Annotated in this window: 26 protein-coding genes; 13 read left to right on the top strand and 13 right to left on the bottom strand. The window is 69.0% G+C overall.

Features of this window, described 5'->3' with window-relative positions:
- Positions 1 to 11 precede the first annotated feature (11 nt).
- From LG391_RS18605 to LG391_RS18580, 6 genes are all read left to right on the top strand, one after another.
- Entirely contained in the window at positions 12 to 761 is a 750-nt protein-coding gene (locus LG391_RS18605; RefSeq protein ID WP_225769530.1) for a ThuA domain-containing protein, read from the top strand.
- Between the two features lie 139 nt (positions 762 to 900).
- Complete coding sequence (locus LG391_RS18600; protein WP_225769529.1) at positions 901 to 2,508, top strand: ABC transporter substrate-binding protein; 1,608 nt, start codon at positions 901 to 903, stop codon at positions 2,506 to 2,508.
- A 19-nt stretch (positions 2,509 to 2,527) separates the two neighbouring features.
- Positions 2,528 to 3,481, top strand: coding sequence for an ABC transporter permease (locus LG391_RS18595; RefSeq protein ID WP_225769528.1), 954 nt, complete (start codon positions 2,528 to 2,530; stop codon positions 3,479 to 3,481).
- 24 nt (positions 3,482 to 3,505) lie between these two features.
- Entirely contained in the window at positions 3,506 to 4,363 is an 858-nt protein-coding gene (locus LG391_RS18590; RefSeq protein ID WP_225769527.1) for an ABC transporter permease, read from the top strand.
- Positions 4,360 to 5,391 carry an ABC transporter ATP-binding protein gene (locus LG391_RS18585; RefSeq protein WP_225769526.1) on the top strand — a complete coding sequence of 344 codons (1,032 nt, stop codon included), beginning with the start codon at positions 4,360 to 4,362 and terminating at the stop codon, positions 5,389 to 5,391. Before LG391_RS18590 ends, LG391_RS18585 begins: the two co-directional genes overlap by 4 nt.
- Positions 5,388 to 6,359 (top strand): ABC transporter ATP-binding protein, encoded by a 972-nt coding sequence (locus LG391_RS18580; protein WP_225769525.1) that lies wholly within the window; start codon positions 5,388 to 5,390, stop codon positions 6,357 to 6,359. The genes LG391_RS18585 and LG391_RS18580 overlap by 4 nt, the downstream gene beginning before the upstream one ends.
- 9 nt (positions 6,360 to 6,368) lie before the next feature.
- Here LG391_RS18580 and LG391_RS18575 read toward each other — a convergent pair whose 3' ends face one another.
- From LG391_RS18575 to LG391_RS18555, 5 genes are all read right to left on the bottom strand, one after another.
- A complete protein-coding gene (locus tag LG391_RS18575; protein WP_225769524.1) occupies positions 6,369 to 7,028 on the bottom strand; it encodes an aspartate/glutamate racemase family protein in 660 nt (219 codons plus the stop codon).
- A 133-nt stretch (positions 7,029 to 7,161) separates the two neighbouring features.
- The gene (gene ltrA, locus LG391_RS18570) at positions 7,162 to 8,400 is read right to left on the bottom strand and encodes a group II intron reverse transcriptase/maturase (protein ID WP_225769523.1); all 1,239 of its coding nucleotides are present in this window, start codon (positions 8,398 to 8,400) and stop codon (positions 7,162 to 7,164) included.
- 688 nt (positions 8,401 to 9,088) lie between these two features.
- Positions 9,089 to 9,640, bottom strand: coding sequence for a single-stranded DNA-binding protein (gene ssb / locus LG391_RS18565; protein WP_304608514.1), 552 nt, complete (start codon positions 9,638 to 9,640; stop codon positions 9,089 to 9,091).
- A gap of 88 nt (positions 9,641 to 9,728) precedes the next feature.
- Entirely contained in the window at positions 9,729 to 10,088 is a 360-nt protein-coding gene (locus LG391_RS18560) for a hypothetical protein (protein ID WP_225769522.1), read from the bottom strand.
- A gap of 9 nt (positions 10,089 to 10,097) precedes the next feature.
- Positions 10,098 to 10,634 carry an EndoU domain-containing protein gene (locus tag LG391_RS18555; protein WP_225769521.1) on the bottom strand — a complete coding sequence of 179 codons (537 nt, stop codon included), beginning with the start codon at positions 10,632 to 10,634 and terminating at the stop codon, positions 10,098 to 10,100.
- Between the two features lie 308 nt (positions 10,635 to 10,942).
- Between LG391_RS18555 and uvrA the strand changes: the two genes are divergently transcribed.
- The 3 genes from uvrA (at position 10,943) to LG391_RS18540 (ending at position 15,835) form a co-directional block, all read left to right on the top strand.
- A complete protein-coding gene (uvrA, locus tag LG391_RS18550; protein ID WP_225769520.1) occupies positions 10,943 to 13,792 on the top strand; it encodes an excinuclease ABC subunit UvrA in 2,850 nt (949 codons plus the stop codon).
- 358 nt (positions 13,793 to 14,150) lie between these two features.
- Positions 14,151 to 14,309, top strand: a complete 159-nt coding sequence (locus tag LG391_RS18545) for a hypothetical protein (RefSeq protein WP_225769519.1) — start codon at positions 14,151 to 14,153, stop codon at positions 14,307 to 14,309.
- 488 nt (positions 14,310 to 14,797) lie between these two features.
- Entirely contained in the window at positions 14,798 to 15,835 is a 1,038-nt protein-coding gene (locus tag LG391_RS18540) for a linear amide C-N hydrolase (protein ID WP_225769518.1), read from the top strand.
- 29 nt (positions 15,836 to 15,864) lie between these two features.
- On the opposite strand, the gene LG391_RS18535 is transcribed toward LG391_RS18540, so the two are convergent.
- Positions 15,865 to 16,605 carry a substrate-binding domain-containing protein gene (locus tag LG391_RS18535; RefSeq protein WP_225769517.1) on the bottom strand — a complete coding sequence of 247 codons (741 nt, stop codon included), beginning with the start codon at positions 16,603 to 16,605 and terminating at the stop codon, positions 15,865 to 15,867.
- A gap of 102 nt (positions 16,606 to 16,707) precedes the next feature.
- Here LG391_RS18535 and LG391_RS18530 point away from each other — a divergent pair, with 102 nt between their 5' ends.
- Positions 16,708 to 17,934 carry an MFS transporter gene (locus LG391_RS18530; protein ID WP_225769516.1) on the top strand — a complete coding sequence of 409 codons (1,227 nt, stop codon included), beginning with the start codon at positions 16,708 to 16,710 and terminating at the stop codon, positions 17,932 to 17,934.
- Positions 17,935 to 17,939: 5 nt separating this feature from the next.
- Here the strand turns inward: LG391_RS18530 and LG391_RS18525 are convergent, their stop codons facing one another.
- Positions 17,940 to 19,160 carry an MFS transporter gene (locus LG391_RS18525; protein ID WP_225769515.1) on the bottom strand — a complete coding sequence of 407 codons (1,221 nt, stop codon included), beginning with the start codon at positions 19,158 to 19,160 and terminating at the stop codon, positions 17,940 to 17,942.
- A 230-nt stretch (positions 19,161 to 19,390) separates the two neighbouring features.
- On the opposite strand from LG391_RS18525, the gene ada reads away from it, so the two are divergent.
- Both ada and LG391_RS18515 read left to right on the top strand, forming a co-directional pair.
- Positions 19,391 to 20,485 carry a bifunctional DNA-binding transcriptional regulator/O6-methylguanine-DNA methyltransferase Ada gene (ada, locus tag LG391_RS18520; RefSeq protein WP_225769514.1) on the top strand — a complete coding sequence of 365 codons (1,095 nt, stop codon included), beginning with the start codon at positions 19,391 to 19,393 and terminating at the stop codon, positions 20,483 to 20,485.
- A gap of 86 nt (positions 20,486 to 20,571) precedes the next feature.
- On the top strand, positions 20,572 to 21,036 hold the full coding sequence (locus tag LG391_RS18515; protein ID WP_225769513.1) for a YbhB/YbcL family Raf kinase inhibitor-like protein: 465 nt from the start codon (positions 20,572 to 20,574) through the stop codon (positions 21,034 to 21,036).
- A gap of 84 nt (positions 21,037 to 21,120) precedes the next feature.
- Here the strand turns inward: LG391_RS18515 and LG391_RS18510 are convergent, their stop codons facing one another.
- Positions 21,121 to 21,513, bottom strand: coding sequence for a helix-turn-helix domain-containing protein (locus LG391_RS18510; protein ID WP_225769512.1), 393 nt, complete (start codon positions 21,511 to 21,513; stop codon positions 21,121 to 21,123).
- A gap of 91 nt (positions 21,514 to 21,604) precedes the next feature.
- Between LG391_RS18510 and LG391_RS18505 the strand changes: the two genes are divergently transcribed.
- Positions 21,605 to 22,327: an SDR family NAD(P)-dependent oxidoreductase gene (locus LG391_RS18505; protein ID WP_225769511.1), complete on the top strand. Its 723-nt coding sequence runs from the start codon at positions 21,605 to 21,607 to the stop codon at positions 22,325 to 22,327.
- A 24-nt stretch (positions 22,328 to 22,351) separates the two neighbouring features.
- Here LG391_RS18505 and LG391_RS18500 read toward each other — a convergent pair whose 3' ends face one another.
- The 5 genes from LG391_RS18500 to LG391_RS18480 all read right to left on the bottom strand — a co-directional run bounded on the left by LG391_RS18500 (position 22,352) and on the right by LG391_RS18480 (position 25,517).
- Positions 22,352 to 23,170, bottom strand: coding sequence for an SRPBCC domain-containing protein (locus LG391_RS18500; protein ID WP_225769510.1), 819 nt, complete (start codon positions 23,168 to 23,170; stop codon positions 22,352 to 22,354).
- A gap of 2 nt (positions 23,171 to 23,172) precedes the next feature.
- On the bottom strand, positions 23,173 to 23,982 hold the full coding sequence (locus tag LG391_RS18495; protein ID WP_225769509.1) for an SRPBCC domain-containing protein: 810 nt from the start codon (positions 23,980 to 23,982) through the stop codon (positions 23,173 to 23,175).
- Positions 23,973 to 24,581, bottom strand: coding sequence for a helix-turn-helix domain-containing protein (locus tag LG391_RS18490; RefSeq protein ID WP_225769508.1), 609 nt, complete (start codon positions 24,579 to 24,581; stop codon positions 23,973 to 23,975). The genes LG391_RS18495 and LG391_RS18490 overlap by 10 nt, the downstream gene beginning before the upstream one ends.
- 61 nt (positions 24,582 to 24,642) lie before the next feature.
- Entirely contained in the window at positions 24,643 to 25,080 is a 438-nt protein-coding gene (locus LG391_RS18485) for a DUF2267 domain-containing protein (RefSeq protein ID WP_225769507.1), read from the bottom strand.
- Positions 25,077 to 25,517, bottom strand: a complete 441-nt coding sequence (locus tag LG391_RS18480; protein WP_225769506.1) for a CBS domain-containing protein — start codon at positions 25,515 to 25,517, stop codon at positions 25,077 to 25,079. Before LG391_RS18480 ends, LG391_RS18485 begins: the two co-directional genes overlap by 4 nt.
- Between the last annotated feature and the right edge of the window lie 44 nt (positions 25,518 to 25,561).

Here is a 25,561-nt window from a genome sequence, read left to right as displayed (position 1 = left end):
AGACAAGCGACATGGCCCTTCCCCGCCTGCTGGTCTGGAACGAGTACCGGCACGAGCTGCAGAATCCCGAGGTCTCGGCCATCTACCCCGACGGCATCCACGAGGCGATCGCCGACCCGCTGCGCCAGCGCGGCTTCCCGGTCGCCACCGCGACGCTGGACCAGCCCGAGCACGGGCTGACCGACGAGGTGCTGAACGGCGCCGACGTACTGCTGTGGTGGGGCCACAAGGCGCATGAGGAGGTGTCGGACGCCGTGGTCGAGCGGGTGCGCCGCCACGTCATGGGCGGGCTCGGCCTGATCGTGCTGCATTCCGGCCACTACTCGAAGATCTTCCGCCGGCTGATGGGCACCAGTTGCAGCGTCAACTGGCGGGTGCACGGCAAGGATGGCGAGACCGAGCGGATCTGGGTCACCGCCCCCGCCCATCCGATCGCCGCCGGGCTCGACCGCTACATCGAGATCCCGCAGGAGGAGATGTATGGCGAGTTCTTCGACGTGCCGGAGCCGGACGAGCTGGTCTTCGTCAGCTGGTTCAAGGGCGGCGAGGTGTTCCGCAGCGGCCTGACCTATCGCCGCGGCTACGGCCGGATCTTCTATTTCCGCCCGGGACACGAGACCTTCCCGAGCTACCACAACGCCGAGGTGCAGACGGTGATCGCCAACGCCGCGTCATGGGCGGCCCAGCCCGGGGTCCGCCGCACGCCGCCGGACAACGCCCGGCGGGACCCGATCGAGGCGATCGGGTCGCCGGCCGCATAAAATGTATCCAATCCGACCCGGAAATTGCATCCAATCCGGGCAGACCGGACCGGGATCGCCGGTACCGGCAGCCCGCTGCTGATCCTGGCCCGCCGCTTGCTTGTGCGCTGCCCGACGACAACCGGGAGCCGGCAGCGACATGCGACACTTCATCCTCAAGGCGGCCGTGGCGGCCATGCTCGCCGTCACGGCCTGCGGCGGCGCCCAGGCGCAGGGCACCCTGCGCATCGGCATGACCGCGTCCGACATCCCGCTGACCACCGGGCAGACGGACAATGGCGGCGAGGGCATGCGCTTCATGGGCTATACGGTCTATGACGCGCTGATCAACTGGGACCTGTCGAGCGCGACCGGACCGTCGGAGCTGATCCCCGGCCTCGCCACCTCCTGGGGCCTGGAGCCCGGCGATCCGACCAGGACCAAGTGGCTGTTCAAGCTGCGCCAGGGCGTCAAGTTCCATGACGGCTCTGACTTCACCGCCGAAGCGGTGGTGTGGAACCTCGACAAGCTGCTGAAGACCGACAGCCCGCAATACGACCAGCGCCAGGCGGCGCAGGGCAAGTCGCGCATCCCGTCGGTCGCGTCGTACCGAGCGGTCGATCCCCTGACGGTCGAGATCGTCACCAAGGCGCCGGACGCCACCCTGCCCTATCAGCTGGCCTGGATCATGATGTCCTCGCCCGCCCAGTGGGAGAAGGTCGGGCGCAGCTGGGAAGCCTTCGCCAAGACCCCGTCCGGCACCGGCCCGTGGAAGCTCACCGCCTTCATGCCGCGCGAGCGGGCCGAGCTGGTGCCAAATCCGGACTATTGGGACGAGGCCCGGGTGCCGAAGCTCGACAAGCTGGTGCTGCTGCCCCTGCCCGAGGCCAATGCCCGGGTCGCCGCCCTGCGCTCCGGCCAGGTCGACTGGATCGAGGCGCCGGCGCCGGACGCGGTCGGCTCGCTGAAGGCCGCAGGCTTCCAGATCGTCACCAACGCCTATCCGCACAACTGGACCTGGCATCTGTCGCGGGTCGAGGGCTCGCCCTGGAACGACATCCGCATCCGCAAGGCGGCCAATCTGGCGATCGACCGGAACGGGATGGCGGAGATGCTGTCCGGCCTGATGATCCCGGCCCAGGGCTTCCTGCCGCCGGGCCATCCCTGGTTCGGCCATCCCGGCTTCGAGCTGAAATACGACCCCGAGGCGGCCAAGGCGCTGATGGCCGAGGCCGGCTACGGCCCGGACCATCCGCTCAAGACCAAGATCCTGATCTCCTCCTCCGGCTCCGGCCAGATGCAGCCGCTGCCGATGAACGAGTTCATCCAGCAGAACCTCGCGGAGATCGGCATCCAGGTCGAGTTCGAGGTGGTGGAGTGGAACCAGCTGATCAACATCTGGCGGGCGGGCGCCAAGGACACCAGCGCCCGCGGCGCCACCGGCATGAACTACTCCTACTTCATCCAGGATCCGTTCACCGGCTTCATCCGGCACCTGCAGTGCAACCTGGCGGCGCCGGCCGGCACCAACTGGGGCGCCTATTGCGATCCGGAGATGGACACGCTGTTCGACCAGGTGCGCCAGACCTTCGACCCGGCGGAGCAGGCCAAGGTGCTGCAGAAGATTCACGAGAAATACGTGAACGACGCCCTGTTCCTGATGGTGGCGCATGACGTCAACGCCCGGGCCATGAGCGGCAAGGTGAAGGGTTTCGTCCAGGCGCAGAACTGGTTCCAGGACTTCTCGCCGATCACCGTGGAACCCTGACGCCAGCGGGAACCGAGCGATGCTCCTCACCATCCTGCGACGGCTGCTGTACGTCCTGCCGGTGGCGCTCGGCGTCAGCCTGGTCTGCTTCCTGCTGGTCCATCTGGCGCCGGGCGATCCCCTGACCGCGGTGATGCCGATCGACGCGACGGCCGAGCAGCAGGCCGAGATGCGGGCCGCCTACGGCTTCGACCGGCCGCTGCCGGTGCAGTTCGGGCTGTGGCTGTGGAAGGTGGCGCAGGGCGATCTCGGCCGGTCGATCGCGACCGGCCGCCCGGTCGCGTCGGAGGTCGGGCGGGCGGTGGGGAACTCCCTGATCCTCGCCGCCGCCGCTACCCTGATCGGCTTCACCTTCGGCACCTTCTTCGGCTTCGTCGCCGGCACTTTCCGCGGCAGCCCGCTGGACAAGGCGGCCTCCGCCCTCTCCGTCTTCGGGGTCAGCGTGCCGCATTACTGGCTCGGCATCGTGCTGGTGATCGTGTTCTCGGCCACGCTCGGCTGGCTGCCCCCGACCGGGGCCGGGCCGGACGGCTCCGGCAATTGGCGGCCGGACCTCGACCATCTCCGCTACCTGATCCTGCCCGCCGTCACCATGTCGGTGATCCCGATGGGCATCATCGCCCGCACGGTGCGGGCGATGGTCGGCGACATCCTGAACCAGGACTTCGTCCAGGCGCTGCGCGCCAAGGGCCTGGGCGAGCGCAGCGTGCTGGCCCATGTCGTCCGCAACGCCGCGCCGACCGCCCTGGCGGTGATGGGGCTGCAGCTCGGCTACCTGCTCGGCGGCTCGATCCTGATCGAGACGGTGTTCGCCTGGCCGGGCACCGGCTTCCTGCTCAACGCCGCGATCTTCCAGCGCGACCTGCCGCTGCTGCAGGGCACCATCCTGGTGCTGGCCCTGATCTTCGTGTTCCTCAACCTCCTGGTCGATGTGCTGCAGACGGCGCTCGACCCGCGCATCCAGCGGGGCTGACTGATGACGGCACTCGCCGAAACCATGCCCCGGAGCCCCGCGCGGCGCGGCTATTGGACGAATGTCGGGCGGCGCCTGCTGCGCGATCCGGTCGCCATGATCGCGCTGGCCGTGATCGTCGCGATCGTCCTGGCGGCGGTGCTGGCGCCCTGGATCGCCCCGGGCGATCCGGTCAAGGGCGCCATGGCGCGGCGGCTGAAGCCGGTGGGCTTCCCCGGCTATCCGCTGGGGTCGGACGAGCTCGGCCGCGACATGCTGACCCGGCTGATCTATGGCGGCCGGCTGTCGCTGTTCCTCGGGGTGACGCCGGTGCTGCTCGCCTTCGTCCTGGGCTCCGGCATCGGCATCGCCGCCGGCTATGCCGGCGGCCGGATCAACACGCTCGTGATGCGCGCCATCGACGTGTTCTTCGCCTTCCCGTCGGTGCTGCTGGCGATCGCGCTGTCCGGCGCGCTCGGCGCCGGCATCCTGAACGCGATCGTGTCGCTGACCGTGGTGTTCGTGCCGCAGATCGCCCGCGTGGCGGAAAGCGTCACCACCCAGATCCGCAGCCGGGATTATGTCGAGGCCGCCCGCCTGTCCGGCGCCGGCCCGGTCACCATCATCCGGGTCCATGTGCTCGGCAACGTGCTGGGCCCGATCTTCATCTACGCCACCAGCCTGATCAGCGTGTCGATGATCCTGTCCTCGGGGCTGTCCTTCCTCGGCCTCGGGGTCAAGCCGCCGGAGCCGGAATGGGGCCTGATGCTGAACACCCTGCGCACCGCGATCTATTCCCAGCCGCTGGTCGCGGCGCTGCCCGGCGCCATGATCTTTCTCACCTCCATCTCCTTCAACCTGTTCTCCGACGGGCTGCGCACGGCCATGGAGGTGAAGTCGTGAGCGCGCCGGATCCACGCGACCGCGGCGGGCCGGGGACGCCGCTGCTGTCCGTCCGCGGCCTGGTCAAGCATTTCGGCCGGAAGGCGGGCTTCCTGGGCAAGGGCGGTCCCGTGGTGCGCGCGGTCGACGGGGTCGATTTCGACATCGCCAAGGGCGAGACGCTGGGCGTCGTCGGGGAGTCGGGCTGCGGCAAGTCGACCACGGCGCGGCTGATCATGCGGATCATCCGGCCCGACGCCGGCGCCATCCTGTTCGACGGCGAGGAGGTCGGGTCGGCGGCGCTGGGCGTCGCCGCCTTCCGCCGGCAGGCGCAGATGGTGTTCCAGGACAGCTATGCCTCGCTCAACCCGCGGCTGACGGCGCTCGACACCATCGCCTTCGGCCCGCGCATCCAGGGCCTGGGCGCCCGCGCGGCCCGCGCCCGGGCCCAGGACCTGCTGCACCGCGTCGGCATCGACCCGGTCCGCTTCGCCGGGCGCTACCCGCATGAGCTGTCCGGCGGCCAGCGGCAGCGCGTCAACATCGCCCGGGCGCTGGCGTTGAACCCCCGCCTGCTGATCCTCGACGAGGCGGTGTCGGCGCTCGACAAATCGGTCGAGGCGCAGGTGCTGAACCTGCTGCTCGACCTAAAGGACGAGTTCGGCCTGACCTACATGTTCATCTCGCACGACCTGCACACGGTCCGCCTGATCTGCGACCGGGTAATGGTGATGTATCTCGGCAAAGTCGCCGAGGTCGGCGCGGCGGCGTCGATCTTCGACACCCCACGCCATCCCTACACCGAAGCGCTGCTGGCCTCGATGCCGTCGATGGACCCGGACCGGCGCACGGAGGAGGCGCCGCTGTCCGGTGATCCGCCGAACCCGATCGACCCGCCGCCCGGCTGCCGCTTCCATCCCCGCTGCCGAGCCGCTGCCGCTCCCTGCTCCCGGATCGAGCCGCCATTGCACGGCGTCGGCGGCACGCATCGGGCGGCCTGCCACCTCGCCGACCCGGCCTCCGGCCATCCGCAAAGCGCCGCCGCATGACCGCAGCCCCTATCGTCGACGTGAAGAACCTGACCGTGGATTTCGCCGCCGGCGGCGGACGGGTGCGGGCGGTCGCCGGGGTCGACCTCAGCCTCGCCCCGGGCGAGACCGTCGCCCTGCTCGGCGAATCCGGCTCGGGCAAGAGCGTCACCCTGCGGACGCTGTTGCGCCTGCATCCGAAGACTGCGCGCATCGGCGGCACCGTCGCCGTGGACGGGCGCGACGTCCTTGCCCTGTCGTCGGCCGAGCTGTCCGCCCATCGCGGCCGCATCGCTTCGATGGTGTTCCAGGATCCGGGCCTGGCCTTCGACCCGGTGTACCGGATCGGCGACCAGATCGCCGAGGCGGTGGTCCGGCACGAGCGCGTCTCCCGCGCCGAGGGCCGCCGCCGGGCGCTGGAGCTGTTCGAGCGCGTGCGCATCCCCTCGCCCGAGCAGCGGCTGGACAACTATCCGCACGAGATGTCGGGCGGCATGCGCCAACGCGCCATGATCGCCTTGGCCCTCGCCTGCCGGCCCAAGGTGCTGCTGGCGGACGAGCCGACCACCGCGCTTGACGCCACGGTGCAGATCCAGGTGCTGCTGCTGCTGCGGGAGCTGCAGCGCGAATTCGGCCTCGCCATCATCTTCGTCACGCATGACATCGGCGTGGCGGTCGAGGTCGCCGACCGGATCGCGGTGATGTATGCCGGGCGCATCGTCGAGACCGGCCCCTGCGCCGCGGTGATCCGCGAGGCGGCGCATCCTTACACCCGAGGGCTGCTGGCCACCCGCACCAGCCATGCCCTGGCGAAGGGCGGGCGGCTGGACGCGATCCCGGGCGCGCCGCCAGACCTCAGCGCGCCGCCGCCCGGCTGCGCCTTCGGGCCGCGCTGCCAGCGCTTCGCCGCCAGCTGCACCGCCGCCGAGCCCACGCCGGTCGACCTGGCGCCGGGACATTGGGCCCGCTGCGTGCGGCTGACCGCCTGAGCATCGGCGTCACTTCTCCAGCAGCAGGGCCATGCGACGGATGGCAGCGGGAACCGGACCGATGACCGGGACCGCAAAACGCCGCTCCAAGGTGCTGGCGGCGCGGCCGAGCGGGCCGCCGCCGATCACCACCGCCTGTGCCCCGTCCCGCCCGACCGCCAGGGCGACCGCATCGGCCAGGACCTGTTCCAGCCGCTCCGGATCGCCGACCAGAGCGGCCGGGTCGCCGGGTGTCAGGCGGATGCCGGTGTAAAGCGGGCCCAGCCCCAGGGTCCGGGCCTTGGCATCGATTGCGCCGGCGAGCGCCGGAGTCGTGGTGGCGACGCCGAAGCGTCGCCCGCCGGATGAGGCCTCGAGCATCCCGGCCTCACAGAGGCCGACGACCGGCACCGCCAAGCTGCCGCGCAGCATCTCCAGCCCGGGATCGCCGAACGCACCGACGATGATCCCGGCCATCCCCGCGGCTCCGGCGCCGATCGCGACGACCTGCTCCGCCGAGGCGGCGAGCGCGGCCTCGTCGAGGATCATCGGCACGCCGGATGCGGCGGTCGCGCCCTCGACCGCCATCCGGTCGCCGGCCTCGGCCCGGGCGATCGCCACCATCATCTCGGTGGTGGCGCGGTTGGTGTTGGGGTTGATCAGCAGGATGCGCGGCGTCGGGCCTCGCATCCCGCAGCCATCCGTCGCCGCTGGTGTCGTAGAGTAGGCCCCTGATTTGAAGTGATCTCCACAGTGGCCTCTCATCAAACCGTGCGTGCAGTTTTCCCGCACACGGCTTTCCGACTGCCTTCATCCGGCAGCATTACGGCGCGACAAGACGGCCATACCGGCTGGTTTCCTCTCCCGTGACCGATAAGCTCGGAAGCTTGAACAGGCCATGATAGTCGTAGAACCATGACGGCGGGTGGTCCCTCCACCCCTTCGACCGCTTCTTGTGCTTCTTCCTCAGCATGATGCAGAGCGTCCACATCGTGTAGTTGGCGATGCTTTTGAGGTGGAGCCTCGAATTGCCGGTCTTGAAGTAGTTTCCCCATCCTCGCAGGATCGGATTGACCTGCTCCTTGATGAGGACGGGTAGGTCACGGTGCTGTCCCGTTCGGACAACTTCCCTGATCTTCTTCTTGACCGCCGCCATCGCCTTGGGAGCCGGATAGTAGTATGTGCGCATCTTCCCGTCGCGTTTCGACGGCTGCACCGCGAAGCGATGGCCGAGAAAGTCGAACGGCTCGCTGCGGACATCCACGATCCGTGTTTTCTGCGCATTCAGAGTGAGACCCAGCCGGTCGAGTACCTTGCGGGCCTCGTCCAGATAGGCTTCCGGCTCCTTGCTGCACAGAATGACGAAGTCGTCGGCATACCGCACAATATGTGCATCGTGCGGACGCTTGCCGAACGCCTTCTTCTCCCAAAAACGGTCCAGCCAGTTGAGGTACAGATTGGCCAGGAGCGGCGAGATAACACCGCCCTGTGGCGTGCCGGTCGTCTCCTTCCGGACCTGCATTTCCTCCATGACTCCGGCTGTGAGCCACATCCCGATCAATTTCACAATTGAACGGTCTATGACCCGCGACCTTACGGAGAGCAGCAGCTTGTCGTGCGGGATCGTATCGAAATACGATTTGAGGTCCGCATCGACAACATGGACGCAACCGAAGTTGATCCATTTGTAGATTTCCCGCAGGGCGTGATGGGCGCTCTTGCGAGGCCGGAACCCATAGGAGAAATCCTTGAAGTCGGCCTCGAACAGCGGTTCGATGACCAGCTTCACTGCTGCCTGTACTACACGATCTTCTATGACAGGAATGCCAAGCGGACGCTTCGATCCGTCGGCCTTCGGGATATAGACCCGTCGGACCGGCTGGGGACGATAGCGTTTTGCCAGAAGTTTTCCCTGAAGCTCGCCGAGAAAGCGGTCAACACCAATCCGGCCTTCGATATGTGCGAAGGTCTGATGGTCGATGCCAGCGGCACCGCCATTGGCCTTGACCTGTCCGTAGGCGAGCGCAAGGACATCTTCCCGGCACACCTTGTCATAGAGCACCCCGAATTTCCGCGTCGGATTCACCTTGGCTGCTCGGTATAGGGACCGCTGAAGTACTCGCACCCTTTCAAACGGTGTGTTTTGAGCTTTCGCAATCACACAGTGCCTCCTGCATCGATACCCATGGCAGAAGCAGAGGTCCTTCCCTCCGAACAGGTTTTGTTGTCCTGCCCATCGTCAGTACTATGACCTCCTCCGACTCCTTGTCCCCGCATCCCTCCGGATTTCGGTGGTTGCCTTATACCGTCAGTTACGCGGCGGGTTATTCCGCGACGGGGCAAGGTCTCGTTCGTTCCGTTCAGTCCTGTGCATGCATCCCATCCTCTATACCCCGGGTTCCGATGCCGGCTTCACGTGGTCAGTTCATCCACCGGCATCCACTGGTCTTCGCCCCCATTCTAAAGGCTCGACGAAACCATCCTACACCGCACTCTCCCAGCATCACCGTACGGCTGACATTTACGAGGCTTATGAAGGTTCACTTGCATTACGGGCTGCATGCTTGCGGGCACCCACTGTCTGGGTCGGGGGCCACCTTTTTCCGGCGTCGCTCCCGCGCTTCGGTCACCCTCCACGCGTACGCCATAGCTACACAGTCAACTAACCTCCTACTGTGGCAGGACTCTCACCTGCGAGGATCTGAACAGCTTGGTGACGCCCCTTGCGGGGCGCCACCGATTCGAACCACTCAGAACGGGATCTCGTCGTCGAGGTCGTCCGCCATCGGGCCGCGTCCGCCGCCACCACCGGAGGAGCCGCCGCCCGACGACCCGCCGCCATAACCACCGCCGCCGGAAGACCGACCACCGCCGCCATAGCCGCCACCGCCGTAGCCGCCGCCCGAGCCGCCCTCGTCCTCGAAGCCGCCGCCGCCACCACCGCCGCCTTCACGGCCGTCGAGCATGGTCAGCTCGCCCCGGAACGGGCGCAGCACCACCTCGGTGGTGTAGCGCTCGGCGCCGCTCTGGTCGGTGTATTTCCGGGTCTCGAGCTGGCCCTCGATGTAGATCTTCGAGCCCTTCTTCAGGAACCGCTCGACCACCCCGACCAGCGCGTCGTTGAACACCACGACGCGGTGCCACTCGGTGCGCTCCTTGCGCTCGCCGGTGTTGCGGTCCTTCCAGTTCTCCGACGTCGCGACCGAGAGATTCGCCACGCGGCCACCGTTCTGGAAGGACCGGATCTCCGGATCGCGGCCGAGATTGCCGACCAGAATGACCTTGTTAACGCTGCCAGCCATGATCCAGACCTCACTCACTGCTCAAATCCGGGGCGGACCCTAGACGGAAGGTCCACCGATTCCAATCACGTTCGAGCCCCCGCCAGGCTCATTTCTTGCGACGCGGCGGCGCCGCATGTCCGGGCCTGCGCAGCGCCGCCAGCCAGGCACCGACCGCCGCAGCCAGATCCCGGGTCGGCAGCACGAGCGCCGGCACCTTGGCGTCGTGGATGTTGCGCAGCACCGACTGGGCGCCGCGGATCTCCAGCGCATAGAGATTGCCGGTGATCGGCTCTCCCCCCTCCCCGGCCTCGCCCAGGCGCTCGGCCACCCGGGCCGCCCAGGCGGCGTCGCCGCGCAGGTCGGTCTCGAGGAAATCAGCCAGGATCGGCGCCGCGGTGCCGGGCACGACCCGGGGCCGGCCCTGGGCGTCGCGGGTGACCTCGATGGTGCTGTGCTTTCCCTTCATCCCGGCCTCTCAGTTCGGGAACGCGGTGTTGACCGCGTCCTGGCCGCGGCGCTGGACCGTGCCGATGCGGATCTCGAAGGGCCGGCCGCGGTCGTCGCGGCAATAGCCATCCCCCCGGCTCCCCCCGTCCGGTGCAGACGGGCCGAGCACACCCCACGCCGGATGCTCACCGGTCTGGTTGCGCCAGGCATAGAGGACCGAGCGCAGAATCGCCTCGGCCGAGCAGTCGTCGGGATAGAAGGTCGACCGCTTGCGCCGGCCGTTGCTGAAGATCACGGTCGCGTCATAGACCTCGCCATCACGATGCGCGGTCTCCTCCACCCGGTCGACCGCGCCGGTCGGCAGCCCGGCGGCGCGTGAGTGGAACCCCTTGGGGTCGCCGTTGCGGCCGATCTCTCCGCAGAAGATGTGGCTGAGATTGACCTGGGGGTCGCTGCGGCTCCACAGCCGCTTGCCGGCGTCGCTGCAGTCGAGCGCCGCAGCCATCGAATGGCCGGCCCCCGACAGCAGCAGCAGAAGCGCGACCAGGCCGACCCGACGGATCATGGACTCTCCGGCGCGGCGGATCCGATCGCTCCGCACCCTGCCGCATCGCCTGCGAAGCACCGAAGCCTCGGGGATTCATGCCCCTGGAAGGCTCTGGACAGGCATCCTATCTTGCTTTCCGCTTGACCGCAACGTTCCCGATATGTTCGAGTCCTGCCATCGGACTCGCTGCGGGGCGGAGCGCGGCCGCAGCCCTTGCAGCGATCCGGCAGCCGGGCCGGAGTCGCTTTCGGGCTTCACCCGCCCCATATTGCACATCGGCGTGCCCGGAGCCCGGGGACGCCCTTCCCGCATGAGTGATCCTGGCGATGCACAAGTCCATCAGCGTCCGCGGCGCGCGCGAGCACAACCTGAAGAACGTCGATGTCGATCTGCCGCGCGACCAGCTGATCGTGATCACCGGCCTCAGCGGCTCCGGCAAATCCTCTCTCGCCTTCGACACCATCTACGCCGAGGGCCAGCGTCGTTATGTCGAGAGCCTGTCGGCCTACGCCCGCCAGTTCCTCGAGCTGATGCAGAAGCCGGACGTCGATTCGATCGAGGGCCTGTCGCCGGCGATCTCGATCGAGCAGAAGACCACCAGCCGCAACCCGCGGTCGACCGTCGGCACGGTGACCGAGATCTACGACTACATGCGGCTGCTGTTCGCCCGCATCGGCATCCCCTATTCCCCCGCCACCGGCCTGCCGATCGAGAGCCAGACGGTCAGCCAGATGGTCGACCGGGTGATGGCGATGGGCGATGGCACCCGCCTGTACCTGCTGGCCCCGATCGTCCGCGGCCGCAAGGGCGAGTACAGGAAGGAGCTGCAGGAGCTGCGGGCCCGCGGCTTCCAGCGCGTCAAGGTCGACGGCACCCTCTACGAGATCGAGGACGTGCCGGCGCTGAACAAGAAGCTGAAGCACGACATCGAGGTGGTGGTCGACCGGCTGGTGGTGCGCGACGACCTGGGCAACCGCCTGGCCGATTCGATCGAGACCGCGCTGGGCCTGGCCGAGGGCCTGGCCATCGCCGAGAACGCCGACAGCGGCGACCGCACCCTGTTCTCCTCGAAATTCGCCTGCCCGGTCTCCGGCTTCACCATCCCGGAGATCGAGCCGCGGCTGTTCTCCTTCAACAGCCCGCACGGCGCCTGCCCGGCCTGCGACGGGCTGGGCGCCAAGCTGGTGTTCGATCCGGAGCTGATCGTGCCGGACGAGGGCCGGACCCTGGCTAAGGGCGCGGTGGCGCCGTGGGAAGGCTCGTCCTCGAAATACTATCACCAGACGCTGGAGGCGATCGCCGCCCATTACGGCGTCAGCACCACCACGCCCTGGCGCGACCTGCCGGAAGAGGTCCGCAACACGCTTCTGTACGGCTCGGGCAAGGATTCGATCGTCTTCCGTTACGATGACGGGCTGCGCACCTACAAGACCGAGAAGCCGTTCGAGGGATTGATCCCGAACATGGAGCGGCGCTTCCGCGAGACCGACAGCGCCTGGACGCGGGAGGAGCTGGCCAAGTACCAGGGCACCCGGCCCTGCGACACCTGCGACGGCGCCCGACTGAAGCCCGAGGCTCTGGCGGTGAAGATCGGCGGGCTGCACATCAGCCAGGTGGCGGAGAAGTCGATCGCCGAGGCCGGGCAGTGGTTCGCGGCGCTGAACGACACGCTGTCGGCCAAGGACCAGGAGATCGCCTACCGCATCCTGAAGGAGATCAACGAGCGGCTGACCTTCCTCAGCGCCGTCGGCCTGACCTATCTGACCCTCTCGCGCGGCTCCGGCTCGCTGTCCGGCGGCGAGAGCCAGCGCATCCGCCTGGCGTCGCAGATCGGCTCCGGCCTGACCGGCGTGCTGTACGTGCTGGACGAGCCGTCGATCGGTCTGCACCAGCGCGACAACGACCGGCTGCTCGGCACCCTCAAGCGGCTGCGCGACCTCGGCAACACCGTGCTGGTGGTCGAGCATGATGAGGACGCCATCCGCAGCGCCGACTACCTGGTCGACATGGGCCCGGGCGCCGGCGTTCACGGCGGCGAGGTAGTGGCGCACGGCACGCCCGAGGAGGTGATGCGCAGCGCCGACAGCATCACCGCCCAGTACCTGACCGGCGCCAAGCGGATCGAGGTGCCGTCGAGCCGCCGCCCCGGCCACAAGGGCCAGGTGCTGAAGGTGGTCGGCGCCCGCGGCAACAACCTCAAGAACGTCACCATGGAGGTGCCGCTGGGCACCTTCACCTGCGTCACCGGCGTGTCCGGCGGCGGCAAGTCGACCCTGGTGATCGAGACCCTGTACAAGGCGCTGGCCCGGCAGCTGATGGGGGCGCATGAGCACCCGGCGCCGCACGATGCGATCGAGGGCGTCCAGTTCCTCGACAAGATCATCGACATCGACCAGTCGCCGATCGGCCGCACGCCGCGGTCGAACCCGGCGACCTATACCGGCGCCTTCACCCCGATCCGCGACTGGTTCGCCGGGCTGCCGGAGGCGAAGGCCCGCGGCTACGGCCCCGGCCGTTTCTCCTTCAACGTCAAGGGCGGCCGCTGCGAGGCCTGCCAGGGCGACGGCGTCATCAAGATCGAGATGCACTTCCTGCCCGACGTCTACGTCCAGTGCGACGTCTGCAAGGGCCATCGCTACAACCGCGAGACGCTGGAGGTGCTGTACCGCGACAAGTCGATCGCCGAGGTGCTGGAGATGACGGTCGAGGAAGGGGCGGAGTTCTTCCGCGCCGTGCCCTCGATCCGCGACAAGATGGAGACGCTGCACCGGGTCGGTCTCGACTACGTCAAGATCGGCCAGGCGGCGACCACCCTGTCGGGCGGCGAGGCGCAGCGGGTGAAGCTGGCCAAGGAGCTGTCGCGCCGGGCCACCGGCAAGACCGTCTACATCCTGGACGAGCCGACCACCGGCCTGCATTTCGACGACGTGCGCAAGCTGTTGGAGGTGCTGCACGAGCTGGTCGACCAGGGCAACACGGTGATCGTGATCGAGCACAATCTCGAGGTGATCAAGACCGCCGACTGGATCGTCGACCTCGGCCCCGAGGGCGGCGACGGCGGCGGCGAGATCATCGCCGCGGGCACGCCGGAGGACGTGGTCCGCGCCAAGCGCAGCTACACCGGCCAGTACCTGGCGCCCTATCTGCAGCAGGCCCGGCAGAAGCAGCGGGCGTGAGCCCGGATTCGCGGCCGTCCGGGCAGGGCGACAAACTCGTGTTACAGGCGACCTATATGTGCTCCTGAGCGGCAATGGCGTGAAAGAAAACTGTCATCCTCGGGCTTGACCCGAGGATCCAGGGGCCGCCGGAGCGGCTCTCGGTGGTCCCTGGATTGCCCGTTCAAGCCGGGCAATGACAGAAAAGGGGAGCAACGTTCTGGTCTCTGAAACTTGGATGCGGAGCCCTGGCCGTCCGGGCCGACGGCTTTCCAGATCCGGTCCAAACAGGTACGATGAGCCCGATCGATCCCTCATGTCATCGCGTTGCGGCCCGGATCCCCGATCCGGCGCTCCGGCGCAGGAACGGGAGGCCGATATGAAGCTCATCGCATTTGCCGTCGCAGCGCTACTGGTCGCGTCACCAGCCCTCGCCTGCCCCTACAGCGCCCAGGCCGAGGCGAAAGGCGAACAGAGCCAGATCCAGTCCAGCCAGACGCCGATCCCGCAGACCCAAGCGCCCGACAAGAAGGGCTAGGCACGGAGCCGATCGCCGATCCCGATCGGTCGGCGATCCTGGCGACGGACGGCCGGCCGGACATCGTCCGGCATCCTGGCCGGTTGTCGCGACCCAATGGTGCCTCCCGTGAAGGATGACCCCACCGAGAAGAGGGTCTCGGCGTGGCTCGTCCAACTGGAGACGAAGAAAGCCGGCCGTGTGCGTCACGGGCGAAGGGGCAGCATATGTACGGCAATAGGCACCATATCCACCTGATATCAGACTAAAATCATAGTATTGGATTTTACAGATCTGGATCCAACGATAGCAGTCATCTGGACCTACCGGCTCGGGCGGACAGATGCCATCCTGGCCTCGGCTCGGACGGCAATGGGCGATTGGCCCGAAGACATCGCCGCCGCGCTCCTTTGAACCTGACGTCACCCGGGTCCCGTCCTGGCACGGAGACTTGCCGGCCGGCCGATTTCGCCGGTTCCGGGCGGGATCCCTCACCCGAGGAGGCAGTTATGTGCACCGATTTTCTGCTGGTGGCGCGCGATGCCAGCGTCGTCAACGGGCGCAGCGTGGAGTTCGGAACGGACCTCCAATCCCAAATCCTGGTCGGCGGCAGAGGCACCCTGAAGCAAAGCCCGGCGCCCGAGGGCAGGCAGGGCTACAGCTGGAACGCCAAGTACGGCTATGTCGGCACCAGCGCCTACAACAGGAACATCATCTCCGACGGCATGAACGAGAGGGGGCTGAGCATCGGCGCCCTGTGGCTGCCCACCACGCGCTACAAGCACGACGTGCCTCACGACAAGGCCGTGATCGCCGAGCTCTTCGCCAGCTGGGTGCTCGGCACCTGCGCCACCGTCGACGAGGTCAAGCACAGGCTGCACAACCATGAGATCGAGGTCTGGGGGGATCTGGTGCTGGATGAAAAGTCGCCGCTGCATTTCCCGATCCATGACGAGGCTGGCCGGAGCATCGTCGTCGAGTTCACCGACCGCGAGACCCATATCTACGACAACCCGGTCGGCGTGGTGACCAACGACCCGCCCTTCCCCTGGCAGATCACCAACATCCAGAACTATGTCGGCCTGTCCAACGTCGACGCCGAGCCGATCGAGATCGGCCTGAAGCGCTTCGCGCAGGCGGGGCACGGCAGCGGCATGCGGGGGGTGCCGGGGGATTCGACCCCGCCGTCCCGCTTCATCCGCACCGTCTTCAACAAGCACTTCGCGGAGCATGCCCAGCGGCCGAAGAACAGCGAAGAGGCCTGCAACCTGGCGCTGCACCTGCTCAACACCGTCGACATCCCGAAAGGCACCAGCGCCTCGAGGACGCAGGAGGGCGGGACGCCGGAGTACGACTACCCCCAGGTGGTCGTGGTCAAGGAGCTGACGGAGAAGATCTTCAACTTCCGCACCTACGACAACCCGACGGTCATGCGGATCGACCTCAAGAAGCTGAACCTGTCGGATCCCGTCGAGACTCGTTATCCGCTGCCGACGCAGCCGGTCTCGATCGACATCACCCCGACGGTCAATCGAGCGGCACAGTAGCGGGCTCGTCGTCGGGCCGTTCCGCGCCGTCAGGCCAGGAACGGCCCGGGCAGCGCCAGGGCCTGGGCCAGCCCGTCGCGGAACGCCGCGATAGGCTGGGCCAGGCGGCCCGCCGGCGGCCGGTGCAGCATCCAGGCCCGAACCCGCGGCTGGAAGTCCACGGCCTCGACCACCTCCACCGCGTCCCGCCAGCGGCTGTCGGCGAAGGCGGACGGGGTGAGGATGCCGATGCCGAGGCCCCGGGCGACCAGCGACATCCGCAGATCGGCGCTCAGCGCCTCGATCGCCACCTGGAACGGCAGGCGCTCGGCCTCGAAGCGCTGCCGCAGATAGGCGCGGAAGCCGCAGCCGCTCTCGTTCATGATCCAGGGAAAGCGCGACAGCTCCGCCAGGCTCGCCGGCTTCGGCACGCCGAGGGACGGCGCCGCCACCAGCAGCACGCGCTGGGTGCCGAGATCCTCGCCGACCAGATCCTCCGGCGGGCTGATGCCATCCGGAAGGCACAGCGCGGCGGCGTCCAATTCGCTGCGCGTCACCTGGTCGACCAGCCGCACCGACCAGCCCGAGGTGACGCGGAGCGTGAGCTGCGGAAATTCGGCGCGCAGCCGGTCGAGCGGCACCGACAGCGCCGCCTCCGACAGATACGGCATAACGCCCAGCCGGAACTCACCGCGTACCTCGCCGTCGGGCAGGTTCAGCCGGGCCGAGGCGCCGACGATCGACCCGGTCTCCACCACCGCGACGAAGGCTTCCAGATCCGGGATATTCATACCAAGTCCGCATAATCTTTATAGGAAGAATTGAATTGTATCATCTTGCGAGCGACGAATAAAGCTTACGGCTGATATTCCCTTTCATCATTCAAGCGGATCATGTCAGTCACCAGCGACTCTGCGGCCCAGGCCCCGGCGCAGCCCGAAGCCTCCCTCACCCGTCCGCTGATCCTGCTGTTCGGCACCTCGGTCGGCATCATCGTCACCAACCTGTTCGCGCCGCAGACCCTGGCCGGGCTGATCGGCCCGTCGCTGGGTCTGTCCGCCGCCGCGGCCGGGCTGATGGCGATGGCGACGCTGCTCGGCTATGCCGCCGGCCTGTTCCTGCTGGTGCCGCTGGCCGACCTGGCCGAGAATCGGCGGCTGATCCTGCGGATGCTCGCCTCCGCCGCCGTCTGTGCCGGGCTGGCCGCCGTGGCGCCGACCGCCGCCACGCTGCTGCCGGCACTGATGCTGCTGGGGGCCGCCTGCTCCGCCATCCAGATCCTGGTGCCGATCGCCGCCGCCATGGCGCCGCCGGAACGGCGCGGCCGCGTCATCGGCGACGTCATGGGCGGGCTCATGGTCGGCATACTGCTGTCCCGCCCGCTGGCCAGCGCCATCGCCGGCATCGCCGGCTGGCGCGGCTTCTCCCTGGCCAGCGCCGCCGCCATGGCGCTGCTGACCCTGGTGCTGGCCGCCCGCCTGCCGCGGCGGCAGCCGGCCGCTGGGACGACCTATCCCGCACTGATCGCCTCGCTGTGGCGCCTGCTGCGCGAGGAGCCGGTGCTGCGCGCCCGGGCGCTGACGGCAAGCCTGGTAATGGCGGGTTTCAGCCTGTTCTGGACCGCGGTGGCGCTGCGCCTGGCGATGCCGCCCTTCGGCCTGGGCCAAGGCGGCATCGCGCTGTTCGCCCTGGTCGGCGCCGGCGGTGCCGCGGTGACGCCGCTGGCCGGCCGGGCCGGCGACCGCGGCTGGACCCGACCGGCGACCCTGGTCTCGCATCTTGCCGTGATCGGCGCCTTCGCCCTGGCCGCCTGGGCCGGCGCGGCGCCGCCGGGCGGTATGCTGCTGCCGCTGGTGGTCCTGGGGCTCGCCGCCGTGGTGCTGGACATCGGAGTCACCGGCGACCAGACGCTGGGCCGCCGCGCCGTCAACCTGCTGCGGCCGGAGGCGCGCGGCCGGCTGAACGGGCTGTTCGTCGGCCTGTTCTTCCTGGGCGGCGCGGTCGGCTCGGCCGCCGCCGGCGCCGCCTGGGCGGCGGGCGGCTGGCCGCTGATTTGCCTGATCGGCGCCGGCTTCGGGACGGTGGCCCTGGTGGCGGGGCGGCGCGACCGGTCGCGCTGATGCCCCTACCCTGTCGGCAGAGCGGCGAGGCGCGGCACCGGCGAGCCGGCGATCACCAGGGCCTGGACGACGAATCCGATCGCGGCAATGGCCAGGCAGGCGGCGGCGCCGTGGCTGTCGCCGACCAGCCCGCCGATGGCGGCGCCGAGCGGGCGGGCGCCGAAGGTGGCCATGGTGATGATCGCCGAGACCCGGCCCAGCATCGCCGGCGGGGTCACCGCCTGGCGCAGGGTGGTCGAGGCGATCACCCACAGCACCGGCCCGGCGCCGAACAGGAAGAAGGCCAGGCCTGCGATCGGGGCGAAGGGCAGCCAGACGGTCAGCAGCATCAGCAGCGCCCCGGCAAGGCCGGAGAACGGGCCGACCAGCAGCAGCGGCCCGAACGGCATGCGCCGGGCGATCCGCGGCGCCGCCAGCGCGGCCAGCACCATGCCGACGCCATAGACCGCCAGCGTGGCGCCGACTGCAGAGGCGCCGAGGCAAAGATGGCCGACCGCATAGGGCACATAGATCGCCTGCAGCACGAACCAGCCGATGTTGAAGAACACCGCGGTCAGCAGCACCGGCCGCAGCAGCGGATGGGTCAGGACAAAGGAGGCGCCCTCGCGCAGGTCCTGCAGGGCGTGGCGGCGCGGCATCGCCGGCCGTTGCGGCTCGCGGATGCCGGCCAGCAGGATCGCGGCCAGGACCGACAGGGCCGCGGCCATGGCGAACGCTGGGCCGGCGCCGGTCCAGGCCACCAGCGCGCCGGCCACGGCCGGACCGGCGGCGAAGGCGGCGCTGCGCGCCAGCTCGATCCGTCCGTTCGCGGCCGGGAGATCCGCCCGCGGCACCAGGTCCGGCACCAGGGACGGCGCCGCCACGCTGTAGGCCACGGTGCCGGCGGCGCCGAGGAAGCCGAGCGCCGCCAGCAGGCCGAGGCTGAGGCCGCCAGTCGAGAGGAGCAGCAGCACGGCCAGCAGCGACAGTGCCCGCAGCGCCTCCGCCGCCGCCATCATCCGGCGGCGCGACGACCGGTCGGCCAGGAGCCCGGCCGGCAGGGACAGCAGCAGGAACGGCAAGGTCTGCACGGTCTGCAGCAGGCCGGTGCCGCCGGCCCCGGCGCCGAGGGCGAGCACGGCGACGATCGGCGCGGCGGCCAGGCCGATCTGCTCCGCCGACTGCGCGGCCAGGTTGGACCAGGCCAAGCGGCGGAACGGCGCGGGAAGCGGGGCGGTGGCGGACATCAAGTGCTCGCGGATGGAGACGGGAGCGCGAGCATCCTCGCGCAGGCTCCGCCCCGCGCTCCGCTTGTTGCCGCCGAATTCGATCGCAAGAACCGGGTCGCAGCCGGACCTCGAATTTGAGAGCAAGGGCCGGAGTGTCGGCGGACGCGCGGCCCGCCATCTTCGAGGGGACGATCGGCATCCCCATATCAGCGGGACCTGTCGATCCCACCGTCGAACAGGAGCGACCCATGGGCTTCATTCCCCCGCCTCCCGTCCCCGCCCCGGCCTTCGCCAATGACGAGGTCCGCTGGGCCGCGGTGCTGCGCCGCGACCGCGCCGCCGACGGCGTCTTCGTCTTCGCCGTCCGCACCACCGGGATCTATTGCCGGCCGAGTTGCGCCTCGCGCCATCCGCGGCGCGAGAATGCCAGCTTCCATGCCGACCCCGCTGCGGCCGAGCGCGCCGGCTTCCGTCCCTGCCGGCGCTGCAAGCCGAACGAGATGTCGCTGGCCGAACGCCAGACCGCCCTGGTGGTCGCGGCCTGCCGCAAGATCGAGACGGCCGAGGAGATGCCGAGCCTGGACGAGCTGGCCGAGGCCGCCGGGCTGAGCCGCTTCCACTTCCACCGCATGTTCAAGTCGGTCGCCGGCGTCACCCCCAAGGCCTATGCCGACGCCCATCGCGCCGACCGCATGCGCGACGAGCTGGAGCAGACCGGGACCGTCACCGAGGCGATCTACGGCGCCGGCTTCAACTCCAACGGCCGATTCTACGCCGCGGCGCCGCAACGGCTGGGCATGACCCCGACCGCCTTCCGCGACGGCGGCACCGGGGCGGAGATCCGCTTCGCCATCGGGCAATGTCATCTCGGCGCCATCCTGGTGGCGGCGACCGGGAAGGGCATCGTCGCCATCCAGTTCGGCGACGACCCGCAGGCGCTGCTGGAGGAGCTGCAGGATCGTTTCCCCAAGGCCCGGCTGGTCGGCGGCGACGCGGAGTTCGAGCAGCTGGTGGCCCGGGTGGTCGGCTTCGTCGAGGCGCCGTCGGCCGCCAATGGGGAGGTGATGCTGGATCTTCCGCTCGACATCCGCGGCACCGCCTTCCAGCAGAAGGTATGGCAGGCGTTGCGTGCCATCCCGGCCGGGAGCACCGCCAGCTACGCCGAGATCGCCAAGCGCATCGGCCGGCCCAAGGCGGTGCGCGCGGTGGCCCAGGCCTGCGCCGCCAACGACTTGGCAGTCGCCATCCCCTGCCACCGCGTGGTCCGCTCCGACGGCGACCTGTCCGGCTACCGCTGGGGCGTCGATCGCAAGCGCGCCCTGCTGGAGCGCGAGGCCAGCTGAGGCGCGCGGACTGAGGCGCCCTGGCCGCGGAACCGTGCTCGCCCCCGTCGGGTTGCCAAGTGAGGCCCCGAAGAACGGAGACGAGCATGGCCTTCATCCTCAACAGCCCGGCCTTCGGCGACGGTGATCCGATCCCGCCCAAATATTCCCGGGACGGCGACAACGTCTCGCCGCCGCTCGAATGGCAGGATCCGCCACCCACCACGCAGAGCTATGTCCTGGTGGTGGACGATCCGGACGCGCCCTCCGGCACCTTCCGCCACTGGGCCGTCTACAACATCATGGGCAGCCGCGACCGCCTGCCGGAAGGCACCACGGCGGGAGCCAAGACCGAAAGCCTCGGCCATGGCGTCAACGACTTCGGCAACGCCCATTGGGACGGGCCGCAGCCGCCGCGGGGCCATGGCCGGCACCACTATCACTTCCGGCTGGCCGCGCTGGACGTGCCGAGGCTGGACCTGCCGCCCAAGGCGACGGTCGAGCAGATCTGGCGCGCCGCCCGGCCGCATGTCGTCGGCGAGGCCGAGCTGGTCGGCACCTTCGAGCGCTGAACCGACCAGTGTTGTGGCGGAAAACGCCCGAAGGCCGCCATTACGCCAAAGGCCGACGCCCCGTCAGCCATCATTCAACGAAGCTCAATTCCTCGCACTCGCGCGCTCGCTGGCGACCCGAGCTTCCTCGATCGCGTCACCATATTGCAGTGCCCAAGCACACAGAGCCTCGAACGGTTCGCGCAGCGAGTGCCCCAGCGGAGTTATGGCATATTCGACACCGATCGGCGCTGTCGGCAGCACGGTCCGCGTAACCAGACCGTTGCGCTCCAAGCGCTTCAGGGCATCGGCGAGCGCCTTGTGCGTGATCCCGTCCAGCCGCCGCTTGATCTCGTTGAAGCGCGACGGCTTGGGACAGATCACCGTCAGGATCATGATCGTCCACTTGTCGGCGATCTTGTCGAGCACCGGGCGTATGCGCGCCATATCGGAGAGCACCCGATCTGACAGGAGCGCGAGGTCGGTATCGTCCACCATATCTAGGCTACTCAAGGTGCGTTCTTGATATCAGATATACACCGTATATATGGGACGTCATCACTCATTTGAAGGACTTGTGATGGCTCGGATGATGGACAAGGTGGCGCTCGTGGTTGGCGGCGCAAAGGGGATCGGCTTTGCTATTGCCGAGCGGCTGTCGGAGGAGGGAGCGACCGTCTTTCTCACCGGTCGAGTCGCCGGTGAGGTTGAGGCCGCAGCCTCCAAGATCGGTGGCGGCGCGCGCGGTCTTGTTGCGGATGCAAGCGCGCCGGAGGATCTGACGCGAGTCGTGGCATCCGTGAAGGAAGCTTGCGGCCGCATCGACGCGCTGGTGCTGAATGCCGGCATGGCCGAGCCGGCGCTCCTGGCCGCCGAGACGACGGACCATTTCGACCGTCTTTTCGCGGTCAATGTCCGTGGTCCGGTTTTCGGGCTGAAAGCGGCGCTCGACGCCTTGGCCGATGGCAGCTCGGTCGTCCTCGTCGGGTCGATCGCAGGGGCGGCCGGCTTTCCCTCCTATGGCACCTACGGCGCGACCAAGGCCGCGCTGCGCTCCTATGCCCGAACCTGGACGGCCGAGCTCGCACCGCGCGGCATCCGCGTGAATGTCGTCGCTCCAGGGCCGACGGACACCGAGATGATGGCAAGAACTCCTGATGAGATGCGCGCGGCGGTGATCGCATCGATTCCACTTGGCCGTATGGCGCAGCCTGCTGAGGTGGCGGCGGCGACGCTCTTCCTGCTGAGCACCGAGGCGAGCTTCATCGCCGGCGTCGAGCTTTGCGTCGACGGTGGCATGCGACAGGTCTGAGGCTTCGCTGCATCGGCAATTCATCTAGCCCGGCTGGGCCGGCATCGGGAAGTGGCGGGCCATCCAGGCCTGCCACGCCGGCCCCTCCCGCGCGGCGACGGCCGCCGGCTGGTTGCCGAACAGATAGAGCCGCACCGGCAGAAAGACCTGGCCGGCCATCGGCAAGGCGAAGAGATGGGCGATGCCGGGCGCCGGCGCGTCGAGCCGCAGCAGCAGCTCCGGATGCTCGTCCGGGCCAATGCTCTCGACCTGCCCGGCCAAAGCCGGTGCGCCGGCCGCCGATTGCACCCGCCGGCCCGGCCCGGCCCCGGCAATGCCGAGCCGCCCGGTCAGGGCAACCCAAGCTTCCGAGGCGGTCGGTTCCGATCCCACGCCCATCAGCTGAAGGTTCGCGCCGTGCTGACCACGGAAGTGGGCGAGATACAGGCGCAGGATGCGGAAGAACGACCGCCACCCGTGCTCGTGCCCCTCGAACTGGGCGTCCCAGTCGTCGCCGTCGGCGAACCAGGCGTGGACCACCCGGACGATGCAGGTGCCGCCGGCCTTGGCCTCCACGCTCCATTCGGTGGCGATGGTCGGGCCGCCCGGGCCCATGCCGTCGCGGCTGTCGGCGGCGAAGCGGTGCGGCGGATCCCATGCCGTGATGGTGGCCAGCGAATCCATCCCCGGCCCGAAATTGGCGGTCACGGCGCCCCCCACCCGCTCCTCCACCTCGGTCGGCACGAACCAGGAGGTGATGCCGGGCCCGGTGGCGATCGCCTGCCACACCTCCTCCGGCGTGCCGGGCACCTCGACCTCGGCCTCGACATAACGGCGACCGGTCTCGTCCTTCTTCACGGGCATGGCTAACCCTCTTCCTTGTCCGGATAGGTTTCGCGGGTCCAACGGCGCAGCTCGGCCTCGAACCGGGCGGCGGTGTCGGCGGCGCGGTCGCCGTAGAAGAAGACGCTCGCCGCCACCCGGGCCCGGCCCTGCCAGCCATGGACCCCGATCAACGCGATGCCGGGCGCCGGCTGGTCCAGCGCCACGGTCACCTCGCGCGACTTGGCGTCCTGTTGCACCCGCTCCACCGTCCCGGCCAGCGCCGGGACACCGGCCGGCGTGGCCCATCGTTCGCCGACATTCGCGCCGGCGAAGCCGAGCCGGCCGGCCAGGTCGGTCCAGGCGGCGAGGTCGGGGCCCGGATGCATGGCCATGGCCCGGGCCGGCGCCGCCGGCAGGCCGGCGAACCGCTTCAGATACAGCTGCAGGATGACGAAGAAGCCCGGCCAGCCGGATTCAAAGCCCTCCAGCTCGTCGTCCCAGCGGCCGTCGGTGGTGAACAGGGTGTGGACCAGCCGCAGCACGCAGGTGTCGCCGGACCGGCTGGTGATGACGCATTCCGTCGCCACCGGCGGAGCCTCGCCGTTCCAGCCCGTCTCCTCATAGGCGAAACGGAACGGCGGCTCCCAGGCCGTGACGGTGCCGGCGGAAGCCATGCCCTCGCCGAACTCGAAGCGGATGGCTCCGCCGACCCGCTCCTCGACCTGGGTGGCGGTGAACCAGGCGCTGAGGCCGGGGCCGGTGGCGATCGCCTGCCACACCTGTTCCGGCGTCCCCGGCAGCAGCACGTCGAGCTCGACCCAGCGCCGCGTCGCGTCGCTCTTCAATGGCATGCCTGCTCCCCTTTCGATAAGTCGGCGGGCTTGGGATAGGCCATCAGGACCAGGCGGTGGTCCCGCCCGCCCGGCACCGACGCGTTGTGGTAGCGCGCCGCCAGGGCGGCGATCGACGCCGTCAGCTCCTGGGTGAAGGCGGCCCGGTCGGCCGGCGACGCGAAGCGGATCTCGGTGTCGATCGACAGGGTGGCCAGCCGCTTCTCGGCGCGGCGGGCGGCGCGCCACAGGCCGCCGACCTCGCGCACGATGCGGGCGGCCAGCGCGATCAGGTAGCTGGCCGACAGCCGGTCGGAGGTGCGCCCGGGATCGGCGGCGACCGGTCCCAGCGCCTGCGGCGAGACGAGATAGGAGGTGGCGGTGGCAACATAGAGCCGCTCGGTCAGGCCGCCCCAGCGCCGCGTCTCCGCCTCGCGGACCAGCCGGTGCGCCTCCAGCGCCCGCAGATGGTAGTTCACCTTCTGCCGCGGGATCCCGAGCCGGGTCGCCAGCCCGGCGGCCGACGCCGGCTCGGCCAGCTCCGCCAGCAGGCGGCTGCGGACCGGCTCGAGCGCGGCCGCTGCGGCCGCCGGGTCATCGATGACATCCACGTCCAGCATGCCCCATTCCAACCTTGACAACTTTTTTTGTCAAGGTTGAATCGCGGGCGCCGAAGCGCGGTCAGTGCGCGGGTTGCTGCGGGAACAGCCGCCGGATCTCGTCCGGCAGAGTGTCGGTCACGTGGCGCACCGTGCCTTCGGGCATGTGATGGGCCAGGACAGCGAACACGGCTCGGGCCGCATCGCCGGAATCGATCGCCCGGCCGCTGTCCAGCCGCGCCGAGACCCGCTGCAGGAACTCGTCCTGGCTGCGCACCGTCTCGGGGGTGCCGCTCGGGTGGTAGCCGTCATAGAAGATGCCGCGCACCAGCATCGGCAGTTGGGCCGAGAGATGGGCGGCCGATTCGACGCTCAGCCGGTCCCGCAGCGTCTGCAGGACGGCGCGCAGCGCGTGGTAGCAGCGCTGCCGGTCGGGCCCCAGCGTCTCGCCGATCTCGTTCAGCCAGATGTTGGTGGTCTGCAGCGTCTTGTCGAAGACTTCCAGGCCGGTCGCGCTCATGTCTCTCTCCCGCTTCGATCGGGGACGGAGGGAGTCGATACCTCCTCCAGCGTTTCCGCCGCGCCCGGTGCGTGCTTGGTCGACAAGTCGCCGAGCGAGACCATGCCGACCAGCTGCTTGTCGGCATTGATCACGGGGACGCGGCGGACCTGGGCCTCGCCCATCAGCTCCGACACCTCCTCGACGTCGTCATCCGCCCAGCACCAGCGCACATCCTGGGACATGGCGTCCGAGACCGCCGTATTTTCCGGGTCCAGCCCTGCGGCGGTCACGCGGACGGTGATGTCGCGGTCGGTGATCATGCCGACCAGACGCTTGCCGTCGCACACCGGCAGCGACCCGATGTTCAGGTCGTCCATCCGCTGCGCCGCATGGCGAATGCTGTCCCGCGGCCGCACCACCGCGACATCGCTGGTCATCACCTCGGCTATTCTCATGACGCTCTCCCTCGGCCCATGGCCGTCCGGTTGCAGGCAGGCGG

Source organism: Inquilinus sp. Marseille-Q2685 (assembly GCF_916619195.1).
Classification (GTDB): Bacteria; Pseudomonadota; Alphaproteobacteria; order DSM-16000; family Inquilinaceae; genus Inquilinus.
Note: the sequence above shows the minus strand (reverse complement) of the source record. Positions and strands in the feature narration are given on the sequence as shown.

What these genes read in the sequence shown, in the direction of transcription:
- LG391_RS18495 (WP_225769509.1), bottom strand. Translation starts at nt 23,982, where the DNA reads ATGCCATTGAAGAGCGACGCGACGCGGCGCTGGGTCGAGCTCGACGTG.
- LG391_RS18535 (WP_225769517.1), bottom strand. Translation starts at nt 16,605, where the DNA reads ATGAATATCCCGGATCTGGAAGCCTTCGTCGCGGTGGTGGAGACCGGG.
- ada (WP_225769514.1), top strand. Translation starts at nt 19,391, where the DNA reads ATGGGCTTCATTCCCCCGCCTCCCGTCCCCGCCCCGGCCTTCGCCAAT.
- LG391_RS18540 (WP_225769518.1), top strand. Translation starts at nt 14,798, where the DNA reads ATGTGCACCGATTTTCTGCTGGTGGCGCGCGATGCCAGCGTCGTCAAC.
- LG391_RS18545 (WP_225769519.1), top strand. Translation starts at nt 14,151, where the DNA reads ATGAAGCTCATCGCATTTGCCGTCGCAGCGCTACTGGTCGCGTCACCA.
- LG391_RS18480 (WP_225769506.1), bottom strand. Translation starts at nt 25,517, where the DNA reads ATGAGAATAGCCGAGGTGATGACCAGCGATGTCGCGGTGGTGCGGCCG.
- uvrA (WP_225769520.1), top strand. Translation starts at nt 10,943, where the DNA reads ATGCACAAGTCCATCAGCGTCCGCGGCGCGCGCGAGCACAACCTGAAG.
- LG391_RS18595 (WP_225769528.1), top strand. Translation starts at nt 2,528, where the DNA reads ATGCTCCTCACCATCCTGCGACGGCTGCTGTACGTCCTGCCGGTGGCG.
- LG391_RS18600 (WP_225769529.1), top strand. Translation starts at nt 901, where the DNA reads ATGCGACACTTCATCCTCAAGGCGGCCGTGGCGGCCATGCTCGCCGTC.
- LG391_RS18490 (WP_225769508.1), bottom strand. Translation starts at nt 24,581, where the DNA reads ATGCTGGACGTGGATGTCATCGATGACCCGGCGGCCGCAGCGGCCGCG.
- LG391_RS18505 (WP_225769511.1), top strand. Translation starts at nt 21,605, where the DNA reads ATGATGGACAAGGTGGCGCTCGTGGTTGGCGGCGCAAAGGGGATCGGC.
- LG391_RS18605 (WP_225769530.1), top strand. Translation starts at nt 12, where the DNA reads ATGGCCCTTCCCCGCCTGCTGGTCTGGAACGAGTACCGGCACGAGCTG.
- ssb (WP_304608514.1), bottom strand. Translation starts at nt 9,640, where the DNA reads ATGGCTGGCAGCGTTAACAAGGTCATTCTGGTCGGCAATCTCGGCCGC.
- LG391_RS18555 (WP_225769521.1), bottom strand. Translation starts at nt 10,634, where the DNA reads ATGATCCGTCGGGTCGGCCTGGTCGCGCTTCTGCTGCTGCTGTCGGGG.
- LG391_RS18575 (WP_225769524.1), bottom strand. Translation starts at nt 7,028, where the DNA reads ATGCGAGGCCCGACGCCGCGCATCCTGCTGATCAACCCCAACACCAAC.
- LG391_RS18500 (WP_225769510.1), bottom strand. Translation starts at nt 23,170, where the DNA reads ATGCCCGTGAAGAAGGACGAGACCGGTCGCCGTTATGTCGAGGCCGAG.
- LG391_RS18515 (WP_225769513.1), top strand. Translation starts at nt 20,572, where the DNA reads ATGGCCTTCATCCTCAACAGCCCGGCCTTCGGCGACGGTGATCCGATC.
- LG391_RS18560 (WP_225769522.1), bottom strand. Translation starts at nt 10,088, where the DNA reads ATGAAGGGAAAGCACAGCACCATCGAGGTCACCCGCGACGCCCAGGGC.
- LG391_RS18510 (WP_225769512.1), bottom strand. Translation starts at nt 21,513, where the DNA reads ATGGTGGACGATACCGACCTCGCGCTCCTGTCAGATCGGGTGCTCTCC.
- LG391_RS18525 (WP_225769515.1), bottom strand. Translation starts at nt 19,160, where the DNA reads ATGTCCGCCACCGCCCCGCTTCCCGCGCCGTTCCGCCGCTTGGCCTGG.
- LG391_RS18530 (WP_225769516.1), top strand. Translation starts at nt 16,708, where the DNA reads ATGTCAGTCACCAGCGACTCTGCGGCCCAGGCCCCGGCGCAGCCCGAA.
- LG391_RS18580 (WP_225769525.1), top strand. Translation starts at nt 5,388, where the DNA reads ATGACCGCAGCCCCTATCGTCGACGTGAAGAACCTGACCGTGGATTTC.
- LG391_RS18485 (WP_225769507.1), bottom strand. Translation starts at nt 25,080, where the DNA reads ATGAGCGCGACCGGCCTGGAAGTCTTCGACAAGACGCTGCAGACCACC.
- LG391_RS18590 (WP_225769527.1), top strand. Translation starts at nt 3,506, where the DNA reads ATGCCCCGGAGCCCCGCGCGGCGCGGCTATTGGACGAATGTCGGGCGG.